This is a genomic window from Solirubrobacter ginsenosidimutans (genome assembly GCF_027587205.1).
On record NZ_JAPDOD010000009.1, the window covers coordinates 80,599 to 99,019 of the forward strand.

Genomic DNA, 18,421 nt, shown 5'->3' on the forward strand with positions numbered 1-18,421 from the left:
AAGATCGGCAAGTTTGCCGGTGTCAGATTGCGAGCACTATGATGCATCGGGATGAGCAAGCCGCATGGACACTCGATCGACGACTACCTGGAGGCGATCCACCTGCTCGTCTCCCCGATCGGCGTCTATGAGCCGGCAAAGGCGCCGGCGGCGATCGCGGCCCGGGTCGCCGAGGCGCTCGGCGTCTCGCGCACGGCCGTCGGGGAGATGCTCAAGCGGCTGACCGCCGAGGGCCTGCTCGAGCGGGGCGGCGGGCGTGAACTGGTGTTGACACCTGAGGGCACCGAACGTGCCGAGAAGGTGATCCGCCGCAACCGGATCGTCGAACGCTTCCTCACCGACTTCCTGGACTACGACACCGCCGAGGCGCACGAGCACGCCGGTCGCGTCGGCGCCGCGTTCACCGACGAGATGGTCGAGCGCCTGCACGCGAAGCTCGGCTACCCGGACCGCTGCCCGCACGGCTGGCCGGTCGCGCCCGACAAGGAGCGCGCGGAGAGCCTCGAGTTGGTGTCGCTGGCCGATCTGGCGAAGGGCGACAGCGGCGAGATCGTGCGCCAGGCCGAGCAGGACGGCGGCTTGCTCTCGTGGTTCGAGGCCGAGGGGTTCAAGCCCGGAGCCACGGTCGAGGTCCGCGACATCCAGCCCGCGGCGGGGCACTTCAAGATCGAGATCGGCGGCGAGCAGCAGTTCATCGCCGATCGCGCCGCGCGCGGGTTGTTCGTGCGCCGCGCACCGCGCGGCGACTAGCAACGTCAAGGCACCTTTACTAAGATCGGGGCGGTTGCTTGACGTCGCCGCCCGACCCGCGCTCGATGCCGCCTTCCAGGCGGCCACGATCACCCTGCTGAACTGCTACCTCCGCGAAGGCGGGACCGGCGTGTTCGAGGGTGAGCAGCTGGTGCTGCCCGAGCTCGGCATCCGCGTCGAGGTCACGCATCGCTCGGCGTTCTTCCATCATCGCTTCCGCGCTCCCGCACGCCGCCACGGCGAGCCGCTGGCGCCGGCCGAGTTGGCGGAGCTGCTCGCCCGCGCGCTGGACCCCAAGGCCGAGCCGGAGGCGTTGCTCGGCCGTGTCCGCGAGAGCCTGAGCGCGGTCACGACCGTGCTCGACCAGCGGAGCGACGACATCGAGCGCCTGTGGAGCGCCGATCCACTGCCGTTCGCCGAATCCGAGCAGGCACTGCTGCTCGGCCACCCGCTGCACCCGACCCCCAAGGGCCTCTCCGGCCGCCTCGCGCGCTACACACCCGAGCTGCGGCCGGAGTTCCAGCTGCACTGGCTCTCGGTGGCCGCCGAGCGCGTCGCGCACGACAGCGCGACGGGCACGCCCGCGCCGGAGCTGGCCGCGCGCCTGCTGGGCCGGAACGCCGCGCCCGGGCGCATCCTGCTCCCCGCCCACCCGTGGGAGGCCGGGTACCTGGCGCGCGCGGCGGCGGACCTGTTCGCGTCCGGCGACGTGATCGACCTCGGCCCCGACGGCGCGCCCGTGACCCCGACCACGTCGGTACGCACGGTCTACCGCGCCGCGTGGCCGTACATGCTCAAGTTCTCGCTGCACGCGCGGGTGACGAACTCGATGCGGGTGTCGCTGCCGAAGGAGCTGCGGCGGGCGGTCGAGGCCAAGCGCCTCTCGCAGACCCCGGTCGGGGCCGCGGCGCGGCGAGTCGCGCCGCGGCTGGAGATCCTGCACGACCCCGCGTACCTGCAGATCCCGGGCGAGGACGGCTTCAGCGTGCTCTTCCGGGAGAACCGCTGGCCAGGGCTTGCGGATGTGAGCGCCCTCACGGTGCTCTGCCAGGACCATCCGTTCGGTGGGCGCTCGCGGCTGGCGGCGCTCGCCGCGGCGCTCGGCCCGCGCGAGTGGTTCGCGCGCTACTGCGAGGTCGTCGTCGTCTCGCTGTTGCGGCTGTACCTGGACCTCGGGCTGTGCTTCGAGCCCCACCAGCAGAACACGCTGCTCGAGCTCGAGGGCGGCTGGCCGGAGCGCTGTGTGATCCGCGACAGCCAGGGCTACTTCCACCGCGAGGCCGCGCACGCGGACATCGCCCGCGTGCTCCCGCGCCACGGCGAGGCCAGCGAGTCGATCTTCCCCGAGGCGCTGGCCGACGAGCGGCTCGTCTACTACCCGTTCGTCAACAACGCGCTCGGCGTGATCGACGCGCTCGCGGCGGGCGGGTGCAGCGACGAGCGGGTGCTGCTGGGCGACCTGCGGGCGGTGCTCGAACGCGAACGGGCGAGCGGCGGGCGCTACCCGCACACGCTGCTCGATCGCCTGCTCGACGACGACTTGTGGCCGTGCAAGGCGAACCTGCGCACGCGGATCAACGACATGGACGAGCTGGTGGGTGACATCGCCGAGCAGTCGGTGTACGTCCGGCTTCCCAACCCGCTGCGCGTGCAGCTCGTCCCGCTCGATCTGGACGCCCACGCGGACCTCGTCGGCGGGTGGATGCACGAGCCGCACGTCGCCGAGTGGTGGGGACCGCCGGCCGACGTGCGGGCGTACCTCGCCGAGCAGCTCGCACTGCCGCATCTGCAAGCGTGGATCGCGGTGGAGGGCGGAGTGCCGTTCGGCTACGTGGAGACCTACCGCGCGGCCGAGGATCCGCTCGCGGCGCACTACGACGCGCGGCCCGGCGACCGCGGCTTCCACCTGCTCGTGACCCGCGACTTCGTCGGCACGGGCGCGGCCCGGCAGCTCGTCCGGCAACTGCTCGAGCCGGGCGACCGCGTCGTCTGCGAGCCCGACGTGCGCAACGCGCGCATGCTCGCGTTCTGCCGCGCGCTCGGCGGCGAGGTGCGCGCGACGCTGGACCTCCCCGACAAGCGCGCGGCGCTGGTGGTGTGGGAGCGATGAAGGACATCATCGGCGTCGGCCTCGGGCCGTTCAACCTGGGTCTCGCCGCGCTGCTTGATCGGGCCGGCGCCGACGCGCGCTTCTTCGACGACAAGCCGCAGTTCGCGTGGCATCCGGGGCTGATGCTGCCAGGCGCCGAGATCCAGGTCCCGTTCCTGGCCGATCTCGTGACGCTGGCGGACCCGACGAGCCCGTACACGTTCCTCAACTACCTGCACGAGCAGGGCCGGCTCTACCGCTTCTACTTCCACGAGCGCTTCCACGTGCTGCGCGCGGAGTACGAGGCGTACTGCCGGTGGGTGGCATCGAAGCTGGACTCGTGCCACTTCTCCCATCGCGTCGATGCCATCCGTCCCATCGACGGCGGGTGGGCGGTGTGGGCGCGCGGCGTCGAGCATCGCGCGCGCCACGTGGTGCTGGGGGTCGGCTGCGTGCCCTTCGTGCCCGCGTGCGCGACCGGGTTGACGCATTCGTCCTCGTATCTGTCCGAGCGCGAGGCCGCGCTGGCCGCGCGCTCGGTGGCAGTGATCGGCTCCGGGCAGAGCGCGGCGGAGATCTTCGCCGACCTGGTCGAGCATGCCACTGGCCGCGTCGACTGGTTCACGCGCAGCTCCGGCTTCCTGCCGATGGAATACTCCAAGCTCGGGCTCGAGCACTTCTCGCCCGAGTACACGGCGTACTTCCACGCGCTGCCGGACGGCAAGCGGGATGCGCTGCGCGCCCAGCAGTCGCTGCTCTACAAGGGCATCGACGCGGGCACGAGCGAGCGGATCTATGACTTGCTCTACCGGCGCAGCGTCGACGGCTCCGAGCCGGACGTGCGCTACACGGCGCGCTGCGAGCTGCGCGGCGTCGAAGGCCGTCACCGGCTGCACCTGCACCAGCTCGACCAGGACGTCGCGTTCACCCACGACGCCGACGTCGTGATCCTCGCGACGGGGTACTCGCCGGCGCCGCTGCCGGTGCCACACGGGCTGCTGGCGGCCGACGCGGCGGGGCGGCCGGTGGTCGAGCTCGACTACCGGCTGCGGCTGGCCGACGGCTCGCCCTCGACGCTCTTCGTGCAGAACGCGGAGCTGCACACCCACGGCGTCGGAACGCCGGACCTCGGCCTCGGCGCGCACCGCAGCGCGGTCATCGCCAACGCGGTCTGCGGGCGCGAGGTCTACGCCGTGCGCGAGCGCAATGTCTTCCAGTCGTTCGGCGCGCCATTGCCGCCCGTGAAGTCGGCGGCGGCGTGACGTCCGCCTGGGAGCGCGCCAACCGGGAGCTGATCGCCAAGCTCCTGACCGAACTCGAGTTCGAGGAGCTCCTGCACCCGGAGGTGGACGGCGAGGCGTGGTCGCTGAACCTCGGCGGGCTCGCGCTGCACTACACCGCGTGTCGCCGCGCGCTCGGCCACGCGCGGGTCGATCCGGCATCGTTGCGGGCGTCCCGTGAGGGTGTGCCGGTGCCACTCCCGGACGCGATCGAGATCGTCGCCATCGGCGCACCGGCACTCGGCGTCGATCCGTCGACCACCGCGGGGCTGGTCGGTGAGATCTCCTCCACGCTGGTCGCCGACGTCCACCAGCTCGAGACCGGCCGCCCCGCCGCGGAGCTGCTCGACGCCGACGCCCTGACGCTCGAGGGCGAGCTGCGCGGGCACCCGTGGATCGTCGCCTCCAAGGGGCGGGTCGGGTTCTCGGCCGAGGACCTGCTGCGCTACACGCCCGAGGCCCGCACGGCGGTCCCGCTGCTGGCGGTCGCGGTCGAGGGCGCCGACTGGCGCGGAACGGAGCCCGGAGTCGTCCCGGTCCATCCGTGGCAGTGGGCGAACCGGATCGCGCCGCTCTTCGCGGGTGACATCGCCCGCGGCCGGATCCGGGTGCTCGGTGAGCTCGGCGGGCGCTGGCTCCCGCAGCAGTCGATCCGCACGCTGGCCGACGCCGACGACCCCGCCCGCCACCACGTGAAGGTCGCGCTCTCGATCCTGAACACGTCGGTGTATCGCGGGCTGCCGCGCGATCGCACGCTCGCGGCTCCCGCCTTGAGCGCGTGGCTGAAGGCGCGGGTGGCGCAGGATCCGTTCCTGAGCGAGCTGATCATGCTCGGCGAGGTGGCGAGCGTCAGCGTTGCGCACCGGGCGTTCGAGTCGATCGCCGGCGTCCCGTACCAGCACACGGAGCTGCTCGGGGCGATCTGGCGCGAGCCGGTCGAGACGTACCTGCGACCCGGTGAGCGGGCGATCTCGCTCGCGGCGCTGCTGCACCGCGATCCGGCGGGCGTGGCGTTCGTCGAACCCCTGATCGCGCGGTCGGGGTTGTCCGTCCGCGAATGGGTGGCGCGGCTGCACGAGGTGACGCTGCCGCCGTTGCTGCACGTCCTCTATCGCTTCGGCGCCGCCTTCTCCCCGCACGGCCAGAACTGCATGCTGGTGCTGCGCGACGATGTCCCTGCCCGGCTCGTGGTCAAGGACTTCGTCGACGACATGATGGTCTCGTCGGACCCGCTGCCGGAGCTCGCCGGCATGCCCGCCGACGTGCGCGCCGCGCTCGGGGACGGCGTCGAGGCGGCGATCCTCGTCCAGTGGATCCAGGGCGGGCTGCTGGTGTGCGTGCACCGTTACCTCTCCGAGCTCTTGCTGGAGCGCTTCGGCTACCCCGAGGCAGCGTTCTGGGCCGCCGGAGAGCACGTCGTCGCGGCCTACCAGGAGCGCTTCCCGGAGCTCGAGTCGCGCTTCGCCCTGTTCGACATGGACGCGCCCGCGTTCGTGAAGCTCTGCCTGAACCGCGTGCGGATGCTCGAGCGCGGCTACGCCGACGACGCCTCGCGGCCGATCGCCGCCGCGGTCGGCTGGATCGACAACCCGCTGGCGCCCGTATGACCCTGCCCGAGCTCGCCGTCCACGTCGAGCACGAGCCCGCGCTCGATCGCCGCCTCTGGGCCCGCCCCGCGCTGCCCGAGCACGACACCGAGCTGCTGTGGACGTGGATGCACAAGCCGCACGTCGTCCCGTTCTGGGCGATGGACTGGCCGCAGGACTGGATTCGCGACTACCTCGTGCGCCAGAACGAGGACCCGGCGCGCTCGCCGCTGCTCGGCTTCGTCGACGACGTCCCCGTCGGCTACATCGAGGTCTACGACCCGGCGCGCGACGTGCTCGGCGCGCACGCCCCGGTGCTCCCGGGTGACATCGGCGCGCACGTGCTGATCGGCGACGAGGAGCACCTCGGCCGCTACAGCGTGGCGATCGGGCGGGCGGTGGTGCGGTTCCTCTTCAAGCGGCCAGGCGTGCTGCGGATCGTCGGCGAGCCCGACGTGCGCAATCACCAGTTCCTCTCGCTGCTGGCGTTCCTCGGGTTCCGGCGGGCGGGTGAGATCGACCTGCCCGACAAGCGCGCGGCGTTCATGGTCTGCGAGCGCGAGGACTTCGAGCGCCTGTCGGGCCGCCGGCGGCGCGTGACGGCGTGAGCGCGCGAGCAGCGCGCGCCCCACGTGACGGCGCGGCGCTCTCCCTGACCGGCGTCGTCAAGCGCTACGGGGTGCGCGCGGCGCTCGACGGCGTCGACCTGACGGTGCGCTCAGGTGAGATGCTCGCGCTCCTCGGGCCCAACGGCGCGGGCAAGTCGACGCTCGTTCAGCTCGCCTGCGGCCTCATGCAGCCCGACGCGGGGACGGTGTACGTCACCGGTCGCCCCGGCGTCGCACCGCAGGAGATCGGGATCTACCCGTCGCTGACCGTGCGCGAGAACCTGCGGGCGTTCGCCGAGGTCCACGGCGTCTCGCGCCGGCGCGCCGAGCGGCTGCTCGACCCGTTCGTCCTGCGCGAGCTGGCCGACCGGCCCGCCGGTCGGTTGAGTGGCGGCGAGCAGCGGCGGCTGCACACCGCGATCGCGCTCGTGCACCGCCCGCGGGTGGTGCTGCTCGACGAGCCGACGGCGGGCGCGGACACGCAGACCCGCGCGGCGATCCTCGCCGCGGTGCGCGGCCTCGCCGCCGAGGGGACGGCGGTCGTCTACACGACCCACTACCTGCCCGAGGTCGAGGAGCTGGGCGCGAGCGTGGCGCTGCTCGAAGCGGGCCGGATCATCGCCACCGGCACGGTCGCCGAGCTCGTCGAGCAGCACGCGACGGCGGTGCTCGAGGTCACGTTCGACGACGGGCGGGTCGCCCGCCGGCCTGGAGCGTCCTTGCACGGGCTCGAGGCGGGCGTGATCCGCGCCGAGGTCATCCGGCCGTCGCTGGAGCTCGCGTACCTCGCGCTGACCGGCCGGCGGAGCGCCGCGTGAGCATCGTCCGCACCGAGCTGCGACTCCTGCGCCACGATCCCGTCCCGGCGGCGGTGCTGGTCGGGATGCCACTCGTGCTGATGACACTGCTAAGCGACGCGATGCAGTGGACGCTGGCGACCGAGGGCTACACCGGCGTCGCGGGCTCGTCGCAGACCGTCCCGGGGATGGCGTGCGTGTTCGCGTCGTTCGCGATCGCCGTCGTGGGCTTCGCGATCTTCCGCGAGCACGGCTGGCGCACGTGGCCGCGGCTGCGGGCGGCGGGCGTGTCCGGCCGCGCGCTGCTGGGCGGCAAGCTCGCCGTGCCGGCGGGGCTCGTCGCGGCGCAGCACGCCGTGCTGTTCGGCTTCGGCGTCGCGTTCCTGGACCTGCGGGTCTCCGGCTCCTGGATCGCGGTCGTCCTGATCGCGGCGGCGTTCGCGGGGCTGGTTCTCACGGCCGGCCTCGCGGCCGCCGCCGCGTTGAGCACGATCCAGCAGGTCAACGCCGTCACCAACCTCGGGGCGATGGCGCTCGGCGGGCTCGGCGGCGGGTTCGTGCCGGTCGAGTCGCTGCCGGACTGGATCGAGCCGATCGCCCCCATCTCCCCCGTCTATTGGGCGATGGAGGGCTACCGCAGCGCGATCCTCGACGGCGGCGGCGTCACTGACGTGCTCGGGCCGATCGCGGTGCTGCTGGCGTTCACCCTGGCATTCGCGGGCATCGGGCTGTGGCGTCTTCGGCTCGACGAGCCGAAGCGCACGTGGGGATGATTGGTGCGTTCGGTGCCGAGAAGGTCACGCTCGCTCGAGGATGACGAACGCGATCGCCGCGTGACCGTCATGGCTCAAGCTCAGGTGCGTCACGACCGGGCCGACCGCGTCCGCGACCGGGCCGTGCAGCCGCAGGCCGGGGCGACCGTAGCCGTCGTCGACGACCTCGATGTGTCGCAGGTCGATCTGCGCCAGCAGCGGCGGCTGCCCCCTTCTCGATCCCGACCACGCCTTGACGAAGGCCTCCTTGGCCGCGAAGCGCGCCGCCAGCCGTCGCGGGTCGCCCTTCGCGGTGCGCCGCTCCTGCGCCGTGAAGGTGTGCTCGACGAAGCCGCTGGCGGTGTCGTCGAGTTGCTCCGCGAAGCCGGGGACGTCGACCAGATCGACGCCAATCACGGGCGGAGGAGCATTTCTGCCTCGTCGTCGCGGCCGCGCGGCGGGTTGGGGCGGCGGACGACCGGTGGGCGGCCGAGCTGGGTGTTCAGGCGGCGCTGGACGCCCTTGGCGCGGCGGCGGGCGGCTCGCTGCAGGTAGTCGTCCGGGTCCTCGAGCGCGGCCAGGAACGTGTCCGGATGGGCGATCGCGAGCACCGCGGAGACATGACCGAAGCCGAGCGAGGTGATCAGCGCGGCCTTCAGCGGCTCGGCGAGGCGGATCGGGCGGTCGCCGAGCGCGAGATGGGCGTTGTCGCGCTCCAGCGGGTCGACGGATTCGAGGTTGCGGTTGCCGGGCACGATGCCGGTCTCGAGCATCCGCAGCACGCCGTCGAGCTGCCAGGCGGCGGCGCCGCCCTTCGCGTGGCCGGTCACCGTCTTCTGTGACACGACGAGCAGCGGGTTGCCCGGGGTGCGGCCGAGCGCGTCCTGCAGGCGCTCGTGGAGGTCGGCCTCCGCGGGGTCGTTCATCTCGGTCGACGTGTCGTGCTTGGAGACGACGGCGATGTCATCGGCATTCAGGCCGTGGCGTTGGAGGGCGGTCTTCAGCGTCGGCGCGGCGGCGAGCGCGCCCATCCCCGCGGCCGGGATCGAGGCGTGCAGGCCGTCGGCGAAGCTGCCCGCGAAGGCGAGCACGCCGCGCACCGGGAGGCCGAGCGCGAGCGCGACGTCGCCGCGCACGACGAGCTGCGCTCCTCCCCCCTGGGCCTCGACGAAGCCCGCTCGCCTGACGTCGTTGGCGCGCGACGCCTCGTGCGGTTCGAGACCCAGCGCCTCCAGTGCTTCGCTGCTCGCGGTCGCGCCCATGTCCGCGAAGCCGAGCATGCCCTCGGGGGTGAGGTCGTCGAAGCCACCGGCGAGGACGGCGAGCGCACCGCCGCCGCGGATCTTGTCATGGGCGACTTCGAGTGACACCGCCGCGGTCGCGCAGGCGCCGACGGGGTGGATCATCGGGCCGTAGGAGCCGAGGTAGGTCTGGACCGCGTGGGCGGCGACGACGTTGCCCAGCGACTCCTGCACGCGGTCGTTCTGGCGTGGCTCGGCGAGCAGATGGTCGAGCAGCAGCCGCCGCAGCGAGGCCATGCCACCCATTCCGGCGCCCTGCGTGTTGGCGACCTTGGCGGGGTGGACCGCGCCGAGCAGCTCGTCCGGGGTCAGGCCGGCATCGGCGAACGCCTCGACGGTGCACGCGAGGTTCACGAGCGCCATGCGATCGGCGGTCGCGATCAGGTCGGCGGGGACGCCGAAGCGGGCGAGATCGAGGCCCCGCGGAAGCTGCCCGGCGACCTTGCGGGTATGGGCCACGAGCTTCGGTACGCGGATCTGCGTTCCCGCCGGTTGCGTGACGAGGTAGCGGTCGCCGTGGCGGCGGGCGTGCGGGAAGGCGCGCGCTTCCTCCTCGGTCTCGACCTCGAAGGTGAGCGGCTTCTCGAGCGTCACCGGGGCGAGCACGGTGTGCCCCTGCTCGTCGATCGCGCCATCGCTGTGCAGGGCGCGGACGCCCACTCGCTCCGCGACCTGCTGTGCGTAGCGCTCCGCGATCGCGTGCTCAGGGACTTCTTGGTTGGTCGCGGCGTCGATCCAGCGGCCGCGATAGTGCTCGACCTCGTAGTTCACGAGCCCGGTCAGCCAGGCCAGCTCGGCCACGACGCCGGGCGAGTCCAGCTCGCCGAGCTCGAGCGCGAAGCGGGTGCGCCCCGTGCCACCCGGTCCGAGCTCCCCGGTGCCGACGATGACCACGAGGTCCTCGGGCTTGAGCGCATGCTCAGGGAGGTACGCCGGCGTTCGCGGCGCCATGTCGGTGCCCGGGCTGGGGAGCGCCTCGATGACGTCCGCGGGCGCGGCGGCGGCGCCTTCGAGCCGGTGGCGCCGCGCGTTGCGGGCCGCCCGGGCGCGCAGCTCGTCGGCGAGCGGTTCGAGCGCCGCGCGGAGGTCCGCGATGCCGGCGAGGCCGCCGTCGAGGTCGCTCTCCGGGTGCTCGAGCAGGCCGGCGAGAAGCCCGCCCATCTCGTCGGCGCCGAACGTGCGCACGCCGAGCCGCTCCTCGACCAGCGGCGCCAGCGCGTCGTTGGCGCCCATCAGCCCGGTGCCGCGCACCCACCCGATGCGGGGCGCGATGATCGTCGCGTCCTTGCCCCAGGCCTCGGTGCGCGCGCGGCGAACGAGCACCTCGAGTGCCGCCTTGGTCTCGCCGTACGGCCCGTCCCCGCCGAAGGACCCGTGGTTCGGCGACAGCGGGAGCAGCACCGTCCGCGGCGTCTGGAACGCGCCGATCAACCGCTGGACGCCGAGCAGCTGCAGCCGGAACGCGGTCTCGAACTGCGCCCCGGCTTCATTCGCGTCGCCCACGGTCGGCATCGCGGCGAACGGCGCGAGCAACGTCGGCGTGAACGGATCGAGGCGCAGGTCGTCGCGCCCCTGCCGTCCGCCGCCGGGCGCCTGGAGCCAGTTGACGAGGCTGTCGATGTCAGCGAAGGAGGCGAGGTTGGCCGGCACGACGTGCAACTCGGCTCCGGCGCCGGCCGCCGTGCGGTAGAGGTCGCGGTAGAACCGCCGCCGGTCGGACGTGTCATGCGAGGTCGTGACGACGACCTTCGCTCCCCCGCGCAGCAGGCGCCTGACGATCCCGGCCGCGATCGAGCCGGGCGACGCCCCGGTCACGAGCGCGGTCTCGTGGCGGAAGTCAGGCGTGATCTCGACCGCGGACCCCGCCGCGCTGGTGAGCCGGCGCAACGCTCGCGCGATGTCCTCCCGGCCCGCCGCGCCCGCTCTCGCCGCGAGCCAGGCCGCCGTCGTCGCGACCGGCGCCTCGGCCGCGTGGGCGGCGAGACGGTCCACCTCGTCGGTCAGCGCCGTCGAGTCGAGGCGGCCGGCGAGCGCGTCGTGGTAGGCGGTGACGAGGTCCCAGCGCGCGCTGGCCCACGCCGAGGTGAAGCGGACGTGGCGGCGGGCGTCGAAGCGCGGGGCGATCTCCGTCGCGCGCGACGCGCCGAGCTCGGCATCGAGGATCGCCAGGCGCTCGCGGTCGTCATCGGACGTGTGCAGCGGCGTGCCGTGATCGTCGAACGGGCGACCCAACCCGTCGGCCAAGGCGCGGGCGGAGTCCAGCAGCGCGTCCTGGAGCTGCGCGCCCGCCTCGCCGGTCAGCACCGGCGCGGCCGCCGGCTCGGCCTCGCGCGCCGGCTTGAGCGTGATCCCGAGGTCGTTGGCCGTCAGCTCCACAGCGCGCTCGAGCAGGCGGTCGCCGGCGCGCAACCGGGCCAGTTCTCCCCCGCGCGCCGACGGGCCCGGGCGGGTGTCGAGCGCGAGGCGGGCGAGCACCTGCTCGGTCAAGCCCGGCGCCAGCCGGAGCTTGGCCGTGGTGTCCGCCCGCCCCACACCCGCCCGGGCGAGACCCGCCGCCAGCGCCTCGCGCAGGTACGCGCCCGGGAAGCGATAGGCGGCGCCCTGCTCGCGCAGCGTCCCGCCGAGCTCGCCGATCGTGTGGCGTTGGACGCCCTCGGCGCCGGAGAGCCCGAACTCCCGTCCCAGGTCGATCAGGGCCTGGTTGCGCCGCGAGGACACGCCCTGGAAGAGCTCGTCGAGCGTCTCGGAGGGGTCGAGCTGGTCGACGCGCACCCGCGCCTGCAGCGCGAGCACCAGCTGAAGCGCGTCGCCCGCGTCGAGCGGGTGATCGCGCGTATCCTCCGGCACCGATGTGCGAGCGGACGTGTCCGCCCCGGTGGGCACCGCCACCGGGGCGGACACCTCCGCTCGCACAGGCTCGTCGCGATCGAGCACGAGGTCGCGATCGCGCTCGGCGTGCAGCAGCTCGATGTCACGGCCGGCCAGGGTGATCCGCGCCAGCCCCGTCAGGACGTCGGCGTGCGCGGGCGCGACCTCGATCAGCCGGCGGGCGGCGAGGGCCTGCTGGGTCTCGATCCAGCGCACGGGGGAAGCGAGCTGGTGCGCGAGCAGGTCGACCACCGAGTCGCCGGCGGCGAACGGCCGGCCGGTCAGGTTCGGCACCCAGCGCCCCGGGATGCGTGTGACATCGATCGCCACCGCCTCCAGATGCACGCGGAACGCCTCGATCGCGGCGCGCAGCACGGATGAGTGAAACGGCACGTCGATCCCGGGCAGGACCCGCACGGCGCGCGTGCCGAGCCGCTGCTCGAGCCCCGCGATCGCCTGCGCGGTACCCGCCACCGCGTACTGGCGTCCGGTCGCGTTGTGATTGACGATCTCGACCTGATCGTCGGCGACGAGCTGCTCGATGTCAGCGCCCGCCGGGTCGACGACGGCGAGCCGGTAGGGCGAGGCGCCGTCCGCGTCACGCGGGACGTGGGCCTGCATCGCCTCGCCGCGGCGATGGACGAGCGTCAGCGCGTCCTCGAGACGGAGCGCCCCGAGCGCGTGCAGCGCGGCGAACTCCCCCACGCTGTGCCCGGCCGCGACGAAGGCGTCACCGATCGCCCCTTCGGCCCGCAGCTCGGCGAGCTGCGCCGCGGCGAGGGCGACGAGCGCGGGCTGGGTGAGCTCGGTCCGGAAGAGCACGCCGCCGGGATGGCGCAGCACGCGCCCGTCGGCCAGCCGCAGCTCGCGCGGGTTGCGGTCGACGACGTCCAGCAACGAGAAGCCCAGCGCGGCGCGCGTGTGCGCGTCGGCGCGCTCCCAGACCGCTCGGGCGGCGCGCGAGCGTGAGCGGCCGTCGGCGCCGAGGCCCTGGCGCTGGATGCCCTGGCCGGGGAAGACGAGCGCGGTCGGGAGCGGAGCGAGGACCGCCTCGCCGAGCGCGACGTCCGTCTCCCCCACCCGCACGCGCACCTGCACCACGCGGCACCCGTCGACGACGGCGATGCGGGTCGCCTCGAAGTCGAGCAGCGCCCCCAGCGCGACCGGTGCCAGGAACGTGACACGCCACTCGCGCAGGAGTGTGGCATCGCCGCCGCACAGCGCGTCGATGACGAACGCCGACGCGCGCGCGGCGGTCCACGCGCCGTGCACGATCGGGCGCTTCAGGCCCGCCATCCGCGCGGCGAGGACGGAGCGGTGCAGCGGGTTGCGATCCCCGCCCACCCGCGCGAACGCCTCCATCGAGGCGGGCGCCGAGTCCTCCGCCTCCGCGAGCGTCTTCGCGGGACGGGGATGGCGCTCAGGCGCGGCGGGGGCGAGCAGCGCGAGCGCGGCGGTGACGGGGTCCGCGGGCGTGGCCTCCGCAACGCCGGCACGCGACGCCACGGACGCGCCCCCACCGGCGCCACCGATCTCCACCGCCGCCGCGCGCGAGGCCGCTGACGTGGCGTCGCTGTCGGCCGTGACCGTGCCGATCACGCCGGTCGAGTCCGCGACCGTCCCGCTCGCCGCCCAGACGGGCGCGCCGCCGTGCGGGAGCTCGAGCGTCGTCTCGGCGCGCACGCGCAGCACGTCACCGGCGCTGAGCTCGCGGGTCAGCTGGAGCCACGCCTGCGCGGCGAGGAAGTCGGCGTCACCCGCTTCCGCGAGCCTGAGCGTGAGGTCGTGGACGTCGCGCCGGCGGAGCGCGAAGGCCGTCGCGGCCGCATCGCCGAGGATCGCCAGCTCGGCCTCGACCTCGGCGATGACACCCCGTGCCGATGTCAGCCGCGCGTGGCAGCGCAGGCGGGTCGGCGCACCCTCGGGGTCGGCCAGCTCCACCAGCCGAGCCTCCGTGACCCCGCGCTCGCCGGCGAGCGGCGGCCACGCCGCGCCGGGACGAACCGCGTGCGCGGCGTGCACGAGCTCCGGCAGCCGCGCTGCCAGCGCGGGGTACGCGAGCAGCGCGGACAACGCGGGCCACGCCAGCGTGAGCGCGACGTCGACCGGCACCCCGTCGTGCGCGGCACCCGTCGCCGCGCGATACGACCCGGCCAGCCCGGGCGGGCACGCCCACGGAGCACGCAGCCCCCGCAGCGGGTCGTCGACCGCCGCGGGACGCTCACCCGAGAGGGCGCCGGCGGCGAACGCGGCCCGCGCAGCGTCCCCACCCACCTCGACGACGGCCTCCCGCACCGCACCCCTTGCATCCAAGTCGTATCCACCCGGCATACCGGGGTCAGACCCCTGTGTACCTGCGGTATGCACCTGGTATGCATCCGGTATACCGGGGTCAGACCCCGGTATACGCGTGGTATGCATGCCTGGGCGGTAGCGGAGGACGAGCGGGTCGGTGGTGGCGGTGTCGACGATGACGAGGGCGTCTTCGCCGTCGGCGCGGAGGGTGACGCTCTCGATCGTCGCGGAGGACGGGCGGACCGTCACCGTCCCGGCGTGGTGGGTGATGGTGTCCCCCGGGGCGAGCAGTCGCCAGAGCGGGTTCGGGTGGGTGCGGCCGTCGGAGGAGACGACGCACTGCGCCGCGCACAACGCCGCGATCGGTCCGTGCCCGGCCGTGAGGGCGGCGAGCGGCTCCGGTGCGGGCCCCGGGGCGGCCAGCCGCTCCCGCTCCACCGCGGGTGAGGCAACGCGCGAGATCGCCTCGGCTTCGAAGCGCGCGAGCAGGTCCGCGACCGGCTCGTCGGCGCGGGTGATGCCCGCCACCGCCTCCGGGCCGGGGATGACGAAGACCGCGTCCGCGGAGAGGCGGTCGTCCTGGGCCTGCCACAGGCTGTCGGCCATGTACCAGCGGCGTACCTCGCCGTCCAGGACCGGGACGAACGGCACGGGCTTTCCCGGCCGGTCGCACACCTCGAGGAAGAACTGCGCATCGGCGGGGTGCAACAACGTGGTCGCCGCCGCCGGATAGGACGCCGCAAACCGCTCCAGGGCGAGCGCGGGGTCGTCGAGATCGAACGCGACGGCCAACGGACCCGATTCGGCAGCGTCCAAGCGCGCGGCGAATCGCTCGTACAGCGCCACAGCCCGCGCGCGCCAGCTCGTGTGTCCCCACGCGCCGTCGTCGTAGCGGCCGAAGCGGCCCGTCGCACAGCGCGCCGTGAACCGCGAGAGCAGCTCGAGATACGTCAGCTCCGCCAGATTGCCGATGTACGGCTTGGCGGTGCGCGCCAGCGCGGCGATGATCTCGTCGCGGCGAGCGGCCACCGCCGCCTCGTCGCCCGCCACCGACTCGAGCAGATGCCCCGCCCGCGACGCCGCGTTGTCGAGCAGGTGGATGTCCGCGTTGAGGTTGCTCCGGGCCGAGGTGACACCGCCGGAAGCCCCGCCCCGCGGCACCCACGAGCCGGAACCCGACGCCGCCACCAGCGCCGCCTTGACCTGTGGCGACGCCGCCGACTCCGCCACCGCCATCGCGGCCGTGCCGATCAGCACGGCGTCGACCGGCATCGCCAACGCACCGTGCGCCAGCGCCCACGACCCCGTCAGCAGGTCGGCGGCACGCGCGGGCGTCCCGATGCCACCCCCCGCGCAGACCAGCACGTTCGGCCGCCGGCGCAGCTCGTGGTAGGTCTCCAGCAGGAGCTCCTCGAGGTCCTCCCACGAGTGGTGGCCGCCCGCGCGCCCGCCCTCGATGTGGGCCGCGATCGTGTGGTGTGGCGCGGCGTCGGCGATCGCCAGCACCCGCCGGACCTGCTCGACCGTTCCGGGCTTGAACGCGTTGAGGCGCATGCCCTCGGCCGCGAGCCGGTCCAGCAGCGCGATCGCCTCGTCGACGTCCGGGATGCCGGCGGACACGGTCAGCCCGGCGAGCGGCGCACCCGCGCGCCGCGCACCGAACAGCAGCGCCTTGCGCGAGACGTGCAGCTCCCATAGATGGCGGTCGAGCAGCAGCGTGTTGAACACGACCTCCCGGCCCGGCTCCAGCAGCGACGCCAGCTCTTCGACGCGCAGCTCGAACGTGCGCTGGTCCGGCTGCCCGCCGCCCGCGAGCTCGGCCATGTAGCCCGCGTTGGCGGCCGCGGCGACGATCGGCGCGTCGACCGTCGTGGGCGTCATCCCGGCGAGGATCACCGGCGGACGACCGGTCAACCGCGTGTAGCGGGTGTCCAGGTGCCGCCGGCCGTCCGGCAGCGAGACGACCTGGGGAGCGAGATCCGCGTAGGTGACATCGCGCTCGGCCGGAGCGGCGCCCGGCGCCGTCAGCACCCGCCGGCCCTCCGGCGACGCGAGCGCCAGCACCCGCACGCCCGTCCCGCGCAGGTTCTCGGCCGTCAGCCGCGCGACGGCGGTCCCTGGGCCGAGGTCCAGCACCCAGTCGGCGCCGGACTCCGCGATCGACCGTGCAACCGCGTCCCAGCGCACCGGCTCCACGAACTGCGAGCGGGCGACGTCACCGACGACGCCGAGGACCGGCGCCCAGCTGGACGCCTGCTCCGACCCCGCCCACGCCTCGAACGCCGCCAAGGGCTCCGCGAGCGCGGGCGAGTGGAACGGCACGTCGACGCCCACCTCCGACCACTCGAAGCGCAACGGTGAGCCGCCCCGCCGCCCATCCCGCCGCTCCGCGGTCTCGCTCCGGGCGATCTCGGAGAGCCGGCCGCGCAGCAGGTCGAGGATCGCGGGCGGGCCGGCGACGACGATGCGGGTCGGCGTGTTGACGAGCGCGACGGTGGCGCGTGACACGACCGCGGACCCCGGCCGCACGCCGCCGGCCGCCGTCGCGGGCGCAAGCGCCGGCGAAACGTCGGCGGGCGACGACACCGCGGGGATGGCCGCCACCGCGGGCGCGAGCTCGGCGTTCACCTCGGCGAGCACCGCCTCGACGCGCGCCACCGGCACGCCGGAGATCGCCGCCATCGGCGAGCGCCCGCAGGCCGCCCGCGACATGAACAGCCCTTGGACCGCGGCGCGTTCCAAGTGGCGGGCCAGGAGCGCGTCGGAGACCTCCCCGAAAGGCGCCTCGGCGACCAACGAGGCCGCCAGCAAGCCCTGCGAGTGCCCGGCGAAGGCGACCACCGAGCCCGCGCGGATCACCTCGCCTAGCGCGTCGGCCCACAACGCCCGCCACAGCAGCGCCTGCGCCAGCAGCGAGAGCGGGTACGCCACCGCCGCGCCGCGGAGGTACGTCGCCGGCGGCGCGCCGTCAGGGTCCATCACCCACGCACCGACGTCGACGCCGTGCCGGTAGGCGCCGGATGCCAGCGCGAGCTCCGACGCGGCCACCCGCGTCAGCACCTCGGTTCCCAGCGCGACGCCGGAGGCGAGCTCCGGCCGCTGCGCGACGAGCGCGGCGAGCTCGTCCAGCACGTCCACGCCCTGGCCCGCGAAGGTCACGACGGCGCGTCCTTCGCCCGCGGCGAGACGCCCGGCCAGCGAGGCCGGAGAAGCGGATCTGGTGTGTGGGCTTGCGATTAAGGCCATTAAACGATCATCATCAAGGGGACTTGGCACTAGCCGCCAAGTCGCTTGTCGGGCACATTGAAGCGTAATCCGATTCTCGGCGTCGGAATTTGTTAGGGTCCCCTAAGAGGCGCTCTCATCCGAGAGGCCCGGGGAACTTCGAACTTGGCTCTGCGGAGGTCGGGACGTGAGCAGCAGCGACAGAGATACAGCGGTGCGCAGGCCGGTCACGGCCGTGCCGTTCCGGCTGCACGCGTCGGTCACCTGCCCCTCGCCCGCCGAGCTCGCGATGTCACTGGCGTGGGAGCTGGGAGAGCTCGACGGCGATCGGGTCGAGCGCGGGCTGACCGCCCTCGGCACCGCGATCCACGCCGAGCTCGAGACCAGCGCCGAGGCGCAGCTGCGCGCCCTCGGCGAGGCCGTGACCAACGCCGTGCTGGCCGCTCGCCTCAACGGCGGGCCGCACGAGCTGCTGATCGACAAGGCGCTCGAGCGCGGTCACGCCCACCCGGTCCTGATCGCGATCATCCTGCAGGAGGTCGGCCGCCGCGCCGGCCTGCCACTCGGCATCGTCGCCGGGGCGCACGGCCACTTCCTGGCCCACCAGCGCCTGACCGCGCCGCTGGTGCTCGACCCGGCGACGGGCCACCTGACGGACGCCGACGCGCTGGGGACGATGCACTGGCAGTGCGGCCACCAGCTCGCCGCGAGCCTGCTCGACCTGTTGCAGCCTCGCTACGAACGCGCGGGCGACCTGACCCGCGAGCTCCAGATCGTGCGCATGCGGGTCACGCTGCCCTTCGACGACATGGACGAGGCCGAGCGGCGCCTGAACCGGGTCACCGCGCGCCTGAACTAGTGTCCCGAAGC

The 18,421-nt window shown here is 73.8% G+C and carries 10 protein-coding genes; 8 read left to right on the forward strand and 2 right to left on the reverse strand.

Annotated features, from left to right (window positions below):
- Window positions 1-51: 51 nt before the first annotated feature.
- The 7 genes from OM076_RS12780 to OM076_RS12810 are packed head-to-tail and all read left to right on the forward strand — an operon-like array spanning window position 52 to window position 7,883.
- Complete coding sequence (locus OM076_RS12780) at window positions 52-750, forward strand: metal-dependent transcriptional regulator (protein ID WP_270040343.1); 699 nt, start codon at window positions 52-54, stop codon at window positions 748-750.
- 34 nt (window positions 751-784) lie between these two features.
- The gene (locus OM076_RS12785) at window positions 785-2,860 is read left to right on the forward strand and encodes a GNAT family N-acetyltransferase (RefSeq protein WP_270040344.1); all 2,076 of its coding nucleotides are present in this window, start codon (window positions 785-787) and stop codon (window positions 2,858-2,860) included.
- A complete protein-coding gene (locus tag OM076_RS12790; RefSeq protein ID WP_270040345.1) occupies window positions 2,857-4,101 on the forward strand; it encodes a lysine N(6)-hydroxylase/L-ornithine N(5)-oxygenase family protein in 1,245 nt (414 codons plus the stop codon). Before OM076_RS12785 ends, OM076_RS12790 begins: the two co-directional genes overlap by 4 nt.
- Window positions 4,098-5,726, forward strand: coding sequence for an IucA/IucC family protein (locus OM076_RS12795; RefSeq protein ID WP_270040346.1), 1,629 nt, complete (start codon window positions 4,098-4,100; stop codon window positions 5,724-5,726). The genes OM076_RS12790 and OM076_RS12795 overlap by 4 nt, the downstream gene beginning before the upstream one ends.
- Window positions 5,723-6,313 (forward strand): GNAT family N-acetyltransferase, encoded by a 591-nt coding sequence (locus tag OM076_RS12800; RefSeq protein WP_270040347.1) that lies wholly within the window; start codon window positions 5,723-5,725, stop codon window positions 6,311-6,313. The genes OM076_RS12795 and OM076_RS12800 overlap by 4 nt, the downstream gene beginning before the upstream one ends.
- Window positions 6,310-7,131 (forward strand): ABC transporter ATP-binding protein, encoded by an 822-nt coding sequence (locus tag OM076_RS12805; protein WP_270040348.1) that lies wholly within the window; start codon window positions 6,310-6,312, stop codon window positions 7,129-7,131. The genes OM076_RS12800 and OM076_RS12805 overlap by 4 nt, the downstream gene beginning before the upstream one ends.
- Window positions 7,128-7,883 carry an ABC transporter permease gene (locus OM076_RS12810; RefSeq protein WP_270040349.1) on the forward strand — a complete coding sequence of 252 codons (756 nt, stop codon included), beginning with the start codon at window positions 7,128-7,130 and terminating at the stop codon, window positions 7,881-7,883. Before OM076_RS12805 ends, OM076_RS12810 begins: the two co-directional genes overlap by 4 nt.
- A 24-nt stretch (window positions 7,884-7,907) precedes the next feature.
- On the opposite strand, the gene acpS is transcribed toward OM076_RS12810, so the two are convergent.
- Together acpS and OM076_RS12820 are read right to left on the reverse strand one after the other, a co-directional pair.
- A complete protein-coding gene (acpS, locus tag OM076_RS12815) occupies window positions 7,908-8,279 on the reverse strand; it encodes a holo-ACP synthase AcpS (protein ID WP_270040350.1) in 372 nt (123 codons plus the stop codon).
- Window positions 8,276-17,485, reverse strand: coding sequence for a type I polyketide synthase (locus OM076_RS12820; protein ID WP_270040351.1), 9,210 nt, complete (start codon window positions 17,483-17,485; stop codon window positions 8,276-8,278). Before OM076_RS12820 ends, acpS begins: the two co-directional genes overlap by 4 nt.
- A 280-nt stretch (window positions 17,486-17,765) precedes the next feature.
- Here OM076_RS12820 and OM076_RS12825 point away from each other — a divergent pair, with 280 nt between their 5' ends.
- Entirely contained in the window at window positions 17,766-18,410 is a 645-nt protein-coding gene (locus OM076_RS12825) for a transglutaminase family protein (RefSeq protein WP_270040352.1), read from the forward strand.
- Window positions 18,411-18,421 lie beyond the last annotated feature (11 nt).

Coding starts and splice junctions, on each gene's coding strand:
- OM076_RS12780 (WP_270040343.1), top strand. CDS start 52: ATGAGCAAGCCGCATGGACACTCGATCGACGACTACCTGGAGGCGATC.
- OM076_RS12790 (WP_270040345.1), top strand. CDS start 2,857: ATGAAGGACATCATCGGCGTCGGCCTCGGGCCGTTCAACCTGGGTCTC.
- OM076_RS12800 (WP_270040347.1), top strand. CDS start 5,723: ATGACCCTGCCCGAGCTCGCCGTCCACGTCGAGCACGAGCCCGCGCTC.